The sequence below is a fragment of the Pseudomonas sp. Fl4BN1 genome (assembly GCF_009908285.1).
Classification (GTDB): domain Bacteria; phylum Pseudomonadota; class Gammaproteobacteria; order Pseudomonadales; family Pseudomonadaceae; genus Aquipseudomonas.
In genome coordinates, this window is record NZ_JAAARM010000053.1 from 24,941 (window position 1) to 31,667 (window position 6,727).

7 protein-coding genes are annotated in these 6,727 nt (G+C 59.5%); 2 read left to right on the forward strand and 5 right to left on the reverse strand.

What is annotated here, in order from left to right; genetic code table 11:
* Positions 1-48 precede the first annotated feature (48 nt).
* The gene (locus tag GV818_RS31785; RefSeq protein WP_161759391.1) at positions 49-210 is read left to right on the forward strand and encodes a DUF2986 domain-containing protein; all 162 of its coding nucleotides are present in this window, start codon (positions 49-51) and stop codon (positions 208-210) included.
* 87 nt (positions 211-297) lie between these two features.
* Here the strand turns inward: GV818_RS31785 and dsdC are convergent, their stop codons facing one another.
* Genes dsdC through GV818_RS31800 form a run of 3 tightly spaced genes read right to left on the reverse strand, consistent with a single transcriptional unit; the run spans position 298 to position 4,023 of the window.
* A complete protein-coding gene (gene dsdC, locus GV818_RS31790; protein WP_161778529.1) occupies positions 298-1,233 on the reverse strand; it encodes a DNA-binding transcriptional regulator DsdC in 936 nt (311 codons plus the stop codon).
* Between the two features lie 47 nt (positions 1,234-1,280).
* The gene (locus tag GV818_RS31795; protein ID WP_161778530.1) at positions 1,281-2,633 is read right to left on the reverse strand and encodes a D-serine ammonia-lyase; all 1,353 of its coding nucleotides are present in this window, start codon (positions 2,631-2,633) and stop codon (positions 1,281-1,283) included.
* 46 nt (positions 2,634-2,679) lie between these two features.
* On the reverse strand, positions 2,680-4,023 hold the full coding sequence (locus GV818_RS31800; RefSeq protein ID WP_161778531.1) for a gluconate:H+ symporter: 1,344 nt from the start codon (positions 4,021-4,023) through the stop codon (positions 2,680-2,682).
* Between the two features lie 368 nt (positions 4,024-4,391).
* On the opposite strand from GV818_RS31800, the gene GV818_RS31805 reads away from it, so the two are divergent.
* Positions 4,392-4,820 (forward strand): GNAT family N-acetyltransferase, encoded by a 429-nt coding sequence (locus GV818_RS31805; RefSeq protein ID WP_161778532.1) that lies wholly within the window; start codon positions 4,392-4,394, stop codon positions 4,818-4,820.
* 119 nt (positions 4,821-4,939) lie between these two features.
* Here the strand turns inward: GV818_RS31805 and GV818_RS31810 are convergent, their stop codons facing one another.
* Both GV818_RS31810 and GV818_RS31815 read right to left on the reverse strand, forming a co-directional pair.
* On the reverse strand, positions 4,940-5,359 hold the full coding sequence (locus GV818_RS31810) for a hypothetical protein (protein WP_256667644.1): 420 nt from the start codon (positions 5,357-5,359) through the stop codon (positions 4,940-4,942).
* Positions 5,360-5,547: 188 nt separating this feature from the next.
* A complete protein-coding gene (locus GV818_RS31815) occupies positions 5,548-6,456 on the reverse strand; it encodes a glycosyltransferase (RefSeq protein WP_161778533.1) in 909 nt (302 codons plus the stop codon).
* Positions 6,457-6,727 lie beyond the last annotated feature (271 nt).

Sequence of the window (6,727 nt, forward strand, 5' to 3'; positions counted from 1 at the left end):
CGGGTTCAAGCTGATATCATCCCCGCACTCACAAACCGAGCGAAAAACATGAACCGTCGCAAGAAAATAAAGCAGTTACTCAAGGCCCACGCGAAGAAGGCCAGTGCCAAGTTGGCGCCGCAAAGCAAGAATAAATACATCAGCAAGGCCGACCGATTGAAGCTGGCGGCTGAAGCCGGTCCCGACTCGACCATCACTCCAGAGAGCTGATCTCAGCGTCTTGAGCATCCGCGAATTTGCCTATCTGCTCAGGACAGGCATTGCGTTGGCATTCACTGCCATCCCGACCTCGGCGTTTCAATCCTGTGCTTGCTCGACCAGCCAATCGATCAGCGCCTGGAGTCTCTTGGGCATCGTTGCATGAGCAGGGTGAACCAGGTAGTAGCCATAGTTGACCGCTTCTCTGAACCCTCCGAACGGCAGTACCAGCTCGCCATCCTGAATCCGCTTGCGAACCAGTTGTTCTCGGCCAATGGCCACGCCGGCATGGTTGATTGCTGCCAGCGTACTCAGGTCGGATCGGTCGAACGTCATGAAGCGGCTCGGCAGTTCGCTGCTGTCGCCCACTGCATCCAGCCATAGACGCCATTCCGCATCGAAGGAAATGTTGTCCCACGCTGCAACGTCATGCAGCACCGTGCACTGCGTTAGGTGCTCTGGGTGCCCGATCAAGCCATGTTCCTCGGCATATTCCGGGCTGCACACTGGCGCGATTCTCTCCGGCATGAGCCGCAGGCTTTCCAGGCCGGGGTGCTCGCCATTCGAATAGCACAGCACCAGGTCGATGCGGCGGGTGCGATAGTCGATCGGTTCATTGCCGACCCGCACATCCAGCTGGATCCCGGGATAACGGGCGGTGAAATCGGCAAGCCTTGGCACCAGCCAGCATTGCGCTACCGAAGGCCTGGCGTAGAAGCACAGCTGTCCTTCGATCTGAGCGTTCGAGCGCTCTTGCACCGCGTCCGACAGGGTGTCCATGGTGTGCTGCATGACCTTGAAGATCCGTTCGCCGTCATCGGTCAGTTCGACTTTCCTGGGTAACCGATGGAACAGCTTCAGCGATAGCTCTTCCTCCAGGCGAGCGATGCGATGACTCACCGCGCTGGCAGTCAGGCAGAGCTCATTTGCAGCGCGGGCAAAACTCAGATGGCGGGCGGCGACCAGAAAAGTATGCAGGTTGGACAGGTGGGCGCCGTTGAGTTTTGGCGCTTTGGTCAGACCCGGTGCTGGCATTGCTGTGACCTCTTCTAGTCAACCGCCGTTCGCGCGGTAGGTGCGGGTTAGCGCGAAGGATGTTGCAGCGCACGCCCCTTATCAAGGTAGGTGGCGAATTCCGCGGCGGGTACCATGCTGCCGCCGGTGCCCCAGATCAAGTGGGTTGCATTCGCCAGCCGGGCTGCAGAGAGGCCCATGCGCTGCAGATACTCGGCGTTGCGCAGTACCCGCACGATTCCAGGTGCTCCGGCCAGCGCAGAAGGTTCCAGCTGCACATTTTCCAGTTCGTGGGCCAGGAACATCAGGCGATAAAGCTCTTCATCGGTGACCGTATAGTAACCATCGATCAGCCGTTGCATGGCCTTGCCGACGAAGCCGGAAGGCCGGCCCACCGCCAGGCCGTCGGCGGCGGTGAGGTTGTCGATGCCGAAATCCTGGACACTCACCTGGTCATGCAGGCCGGTGTGGACGCCAAGCAGCATGCAGGGGGAATGGGTGGGCTCGGCAAAAACACAGTGCACCGCATCGCCAAAGGCCAGCTTCAAACCAAACGCGACGCCTCCAGGGCCGCCACCCACCCCGCAAGGCAGGTAGACGAAGAGCGGATGCTCGGCGTCGACCTTCACGCCGGCCAATTCGAATTGGCGGCTCAGGCGTTCGGCGGCAACCGCGTAGCCGAGAAACAGGTGCGGCGAGTTCTCATCGTCGATGAAGTAGCAGGCCGGGTCGTTTTCAGCTTGCAGGCGGCCATTTTCCACCGCGACGCTGTAGTCCGATTCGTACTCGACCACTGTCACGCCGTTGGCCCGCAGCTTGTCCTTCTTCCATTGCCGGGCATCCGCGGACATGTGCACCGTGGCCTGGAACCCCAGCTTGGCGCTCATGATGCCAATGGACAGGCCCAGGTTGCCGGTGGAGCCGACGGCGATCTTGTAGTGACTGAAGAACTCCAGGGCGCTGTCGCTGGCCAGCACTGCGTAGTTGTCGTTCAGGGTGATCAAGCCTGCTTGCAGGGCCAGGTCTTCAGCGTGCTTGAGCACCTCATGGATGCCGCCCCGGGCCTTGATGGAGCCGGAGATGGGCAACTCGCTGTCTTTCTTCAGCCAGAGCGAACCGAGGTCAGGCATGCCGGCCTCACTCAGAAGCCGCTCTTGAAGCATCTTCAGCGGCGCGATGCCCGACTCGATGATTCCACCTGTCTCAGCGGTTTGCGGAAACACTTTGGCGATGTAGGGGGCGAAGCGGCGCAGGCGCTCGCTGGCCGCCCTGACGTCATCCGCATTCAGCCCGACATCACTCAAGGCGATGGCGGTCGGGGCAATGGCCGGATTGAACCAGCTGACTTCCTGCAGTGACACCAGCTCCTTGATGAGCGGATGGCTGGCATACCAGGCGTCTAGGGTTTTGCCTTGAATCATGTGAACTACCTATCGTTATGTCGGGGGTGAAGCAGCCAGGGCTGCGTCACAGAAATTTGGACAGTATCAGGGTAAAGATCAGTGCCGAAACAGAAGCAAGGACCGTAGCACCGGTAAACTTCTTGATGGCCTCAGACAGGGAAATACCCAGGTATTCCTTGACCACCCAGAACGCCGAGTCCGTGACATGGGTCCAGCCGATAGCGCCGGCACCGATGGCGATGACCAGGATCTCGGGGCTGTATTCAGGGTGTTGTCCGAGGATCGGCAGCACCATGCCGGCGGCGCTGATCATGGCCACCGTGGCCGAGCCCACGGCGAAATGCATCAGCCCGGCGATCAACCACGCCAGGATGATCGGATTGATCTGCGATTGCCCCAGCACCTCGGCCAGGACCTTGCCGATGCCACTGCCGATCAGCATGTCGTTGAACGCACCACCGGCACCGATGATCAGCAGAATGCCTGCCAATGGCGGAAAGCAGCGGTGGGTCAGGCTGAGCAGGTCGCTCATGGCCAGCCCGCGGCGCAGCCCGAGCGACCAGTAGGCGAAGCAGATCGACAGCACCAGGGCAATCAGCGGGTTGCCGACAAAGGACACCCACTCCAGCGCCATCGAGCCCTTGGCCAGTAACGGTGCCGTCAGGGTCTTGCCTACCATCAGTGCCAACGGCAACAGCACGGTGACCATCGCGATCGCGAAGCTGGGCGGGTTGCTTTCATCGATGACCGCTTCGCTGCGCTCGGCCAGGAACTGCGCCTGGCTGGGCGAAGCCTGTCGGGTGCAGGTCAATTTCACCCAGATCGGCCCGGCAATCACCGCGGTTGGCAAACCGACGATGAGCCCGTACAGGATCACCTTGCCGATGTCGGCATTGAGCATGCCGGTGATCGCCGTCGCGGCAGGGTGTGGCGGGAGAATGCAGTGGACCACCATCAGCGAGGTTGCCAAAGGCACGCCAAGGTAAAGCAGGTTGATCCTGGTCTGGCGTGCGACGACGTAGATCAACGGAATCAGCAGGACAAAACCCACCTCGAAGAACACCGGAATGCCGGCAATGAAGCCGACCAGCATCATTGCCCAGGAGGCATTTTTCTCCCCCAGCAACTGCAGGAGCGTGGTCGCGATGCGTTTGGCGCCACCGGACTCTTCGAGCAGCTTGCCGAGGATGCTGCCTAAACCGATGATGCCGGCGAGGAAGCCCAGCGTACTGCCCATGCCCTTCTCAAACGCCGAGACGATGGCCGTCGGCGGCATGCCGGTGCCGATACCCACGATCAGGCTGGCGGCGATGAGGGACAGGAAGGGGTGCACACGAAATTTGCCGATCAGGACCACGATCAGCAGGATGGATGTTCCAAGGATCAGTAGCGAAAACGTAGGGGTCATTGTCAGATCTGCTCCATCGCAGCTCACATCCTTGCGAGTTATTGTTGTTTGTTTGCGATGGATTTAATTTCAGCGCTCTAGCGGGCACAAACGATGAATCATCACGCCTTGGATGAACCCTGGTCATCTATGTTTTTATACCTTTGCGCTCACTATCGGCGGCGCTCGAACGGACTCTCGGCAGATTCGTCATGCAGAGGCAGACGCGTGGCGGCAATCATCAGTCTGATCCGCCCGGCACGGAGCAATGGGCATGCAGCGGAGGCCTGCCGCAAGGGCGTTTTCACCGGCCAGCCGACGTCGCAGGCGCATTGCCTAGCGCTCGGGTGGAGGCCCGCTCAATTCAATACAACTCAAGGGAGAAGGCTGTGAACTTACGGATCGAGATAGAAGAAACGCCTCAAGAGGCCGATTACCAAGCCATTCTGGCACCGTTGAGTGAGTACAACCGGGAACACGCTGGACAGGTGCGAAGCGAAAAAATAGCGATCCTGATCAAGGATGAAATGGGTGGCACTCAGGGAGGTCTATACGCCAAGGTTTCCGGCCAGTGGTTGTTCGTTGAGTTGCTGGTGGTGCCTGAAGTCGCCCGAGGGCAGGGAGTGGGCTCGAAGTTGATGAACATGGCGCAAACGCTGGCTCGCAAGAAGGGCTGCCAAGGTATGTGGCTGGACACCTTCTCCTTCCAGGCGCCGGACTTTTACCTGCGGCTTGGCTTTAGCATATTCGGCGAACTCAAGGATTACCCCAGCGCCGGACACAGCCGGTTTTTCATGCAAAAGCGCTTTGATGTCTAGGCCATAACAAGCCGGTTGCCAGGCTGCCCTGATCCTCCCGCTCAAAACGCTGGCGCGAGCCGGGCGTGTGGCCGTGCTCAACCCGGACCACGCTCCCGACCCAAGCCTTGCAACCCTACCTAGGCGTGTACATCAACGCCTATCTGGGCTTGCAGCCAATCCTGATAGACCGCTGTGCTGTCAGTCGACAGGCCGCCATTCCTGGCACTGATGGCCTTGCCGTCCAGGCGGCCGATGTCGAGCAGATATTGCAGGCCCTTGAGCACATGGGTGGCGTCGTTCTGGTTAAGCGAGGCGACATCGGGCAGTTCGACAGCGTTGCTTTTATCGTCGAATTTCGCCCAGGTCGGATTGGCTCTGTAGGTGGCTGTCAGCTGTGCTGTCGAGCGTTCCGACTGGCGGAAACTCTCGTCGAGCTGGGCCTGGATTTTCGGCGTCGCGTTGAGGACTTCGATCCTGCCGGCGGTGACCGTGCCGTTCTCCAAAGACCTTACGAGCGCATCAACGGCCGGCAGTCGGGGTGGGGTGCTTCCGATCATGTTTTTACTCCCTGGTTGGTAAGCGGGGAGCACAGCAAAAGTCAGGCCATGGGTTGCTGGTCTTGTCCGGCAAGGCATCCGCGACGTTGCCGGGGCAGGGCCGTGGCATGCGCTTGCCGGGGCTGGCAAGGCATTGCCATCCGTACCAGGGCAATCATCGCCTGCTGATCAGCGGTGTTTGAGACAATTCAATGCGCGCGCAGCCTGGAGGAGTAGGCGGTGATCAGTGACTTGAGTTTCGCCAGAGGCGCGCCACCAGACAGCTCCTGTTGCAAGTGTCGCCACAGGCTGGTTGGCGCCATTGAGTCGGCCTGCAATGGCTTGTCCCTGGTTATCTGCTGGTACATCCGGGCTCTGCGATGGTTCTCGGAGTAGCCGCCCATGGCGGCAACCGTGCCACTTTGAATATGGTCCAGATACGTAAATATCTTCCGTGGCGAGATCAAGCCGATCTTGTAGTTCAGTGCGCTCATTCGGTCTTGCAGTTCATACCCCGGGTTGCGCGAATCCATTTGAAAGTGCAGGCCATATTGTTTGATCAGGCGAGCGTTCCATAAGGTGCAAAAGCTCTTCAAGTGCGTTTCTTTATAGGGTTTCGGCTCCCTGGCGTTGGCCCCCAGGGCGCGCAAGCCACGGCGGGTGTAGTGCTTGCCGAAGCGCGAAATCCTACGCCACACCGAGCGCAGTATTCCCCGGTCCAGTTGCTCCAGGCAGCCGACCGCTGCAACTTCAGGCTGAGCACCACACTGCTTGAGCATCAGCGAGAAAATCGTCGGGTCGTAGATGAACGTGTCGCTGTGCAGCAAAAACAGGTACTCGGTTTCCACCCGTTCCAGTGCGAGGTCAAGCGCCCGGCCATGGGCCACGTTGCCGGCTTCGGGAGCGCTGGGTTTGCGTTCAATCAGGTTGATCCAGTTCAGGCTGCGCAGGTAGTCGCAGCTGGCATCCCTGGAATCGTTGTCGACCACGAACACCGGAACACCCTGGCCTTGCAACGCCTGGTGCAGCAGTTGCAAGCAGGTTTTAGTCAGTTCAAGGGATTTGTAGTTAACCAATACGATGCTGAAGTTCGCTTGAGTGGTCAGTGTGCTGGTCATGGTCGGGTCGATCTCGAGTCATCAATGGGTTGATTGGCAGGCAGGGGTGCGCCAAGGACAGGCTTCTCGATGTTTCAAGTGCAGGGCATTTGAATCTTCAGTGGTCGATGCCCGTGGTGCAGGTAACACCTGTGCTTGATGGGCAGGCATACGCTGCCGATTGCTGCTGATTCTGGAGGGGGCAACCTTTCAGTCTGTTCCCCGCCAGTTAAATTTTTTGACAGGTGCGGAGCCGGCCCACAGGGTCGAGCCGTTGTGGGTGGGGCGGGAC

Coding starts and splice junctions, on each gene's coding strand:
- GV818_RS31785 (WP_161759391.1), top strand. CDS start 49: ATGAACCGTCGCAAGAAAATAAAGCAGTTACTCAAGGCCCACGCGAAG.
- dsdC (WP_161778529.1), bottom strand. CDS start 1,233: ATGCCAGCACCGGGTCTGACCAAAGCGCCAAAACTCAACGGCGCCCAC.
- GV818_RS31795 (WP_161778530.1), bottom strand. CDS start 2,633: ATGATTCAAGGCAAAACCCTAGACGCCTGGTATGCCAGCCATCCGCTC.
- GV818_RS31800 (WP_161778531.1), bottom strand. CDS start 4,023: ATGACCCCTACGTTTTCGCTACTGATCCTTGGAACATCCATCCTGCTG.
- GV818_RS31810 (WP_256667644.1), bottom strand. CDS start 5,359: ATGATCGGAAGCACCCCACCCCGACTGCCGGCCGTTGATGCGCTCGTA.
- GV818_RS31815 (WP_161778533.1), bottom strand. CDS start 6,456: ATGACCAGCACACTGACCACTCAAGCGAACTTCAGCATCGTATTGGTT.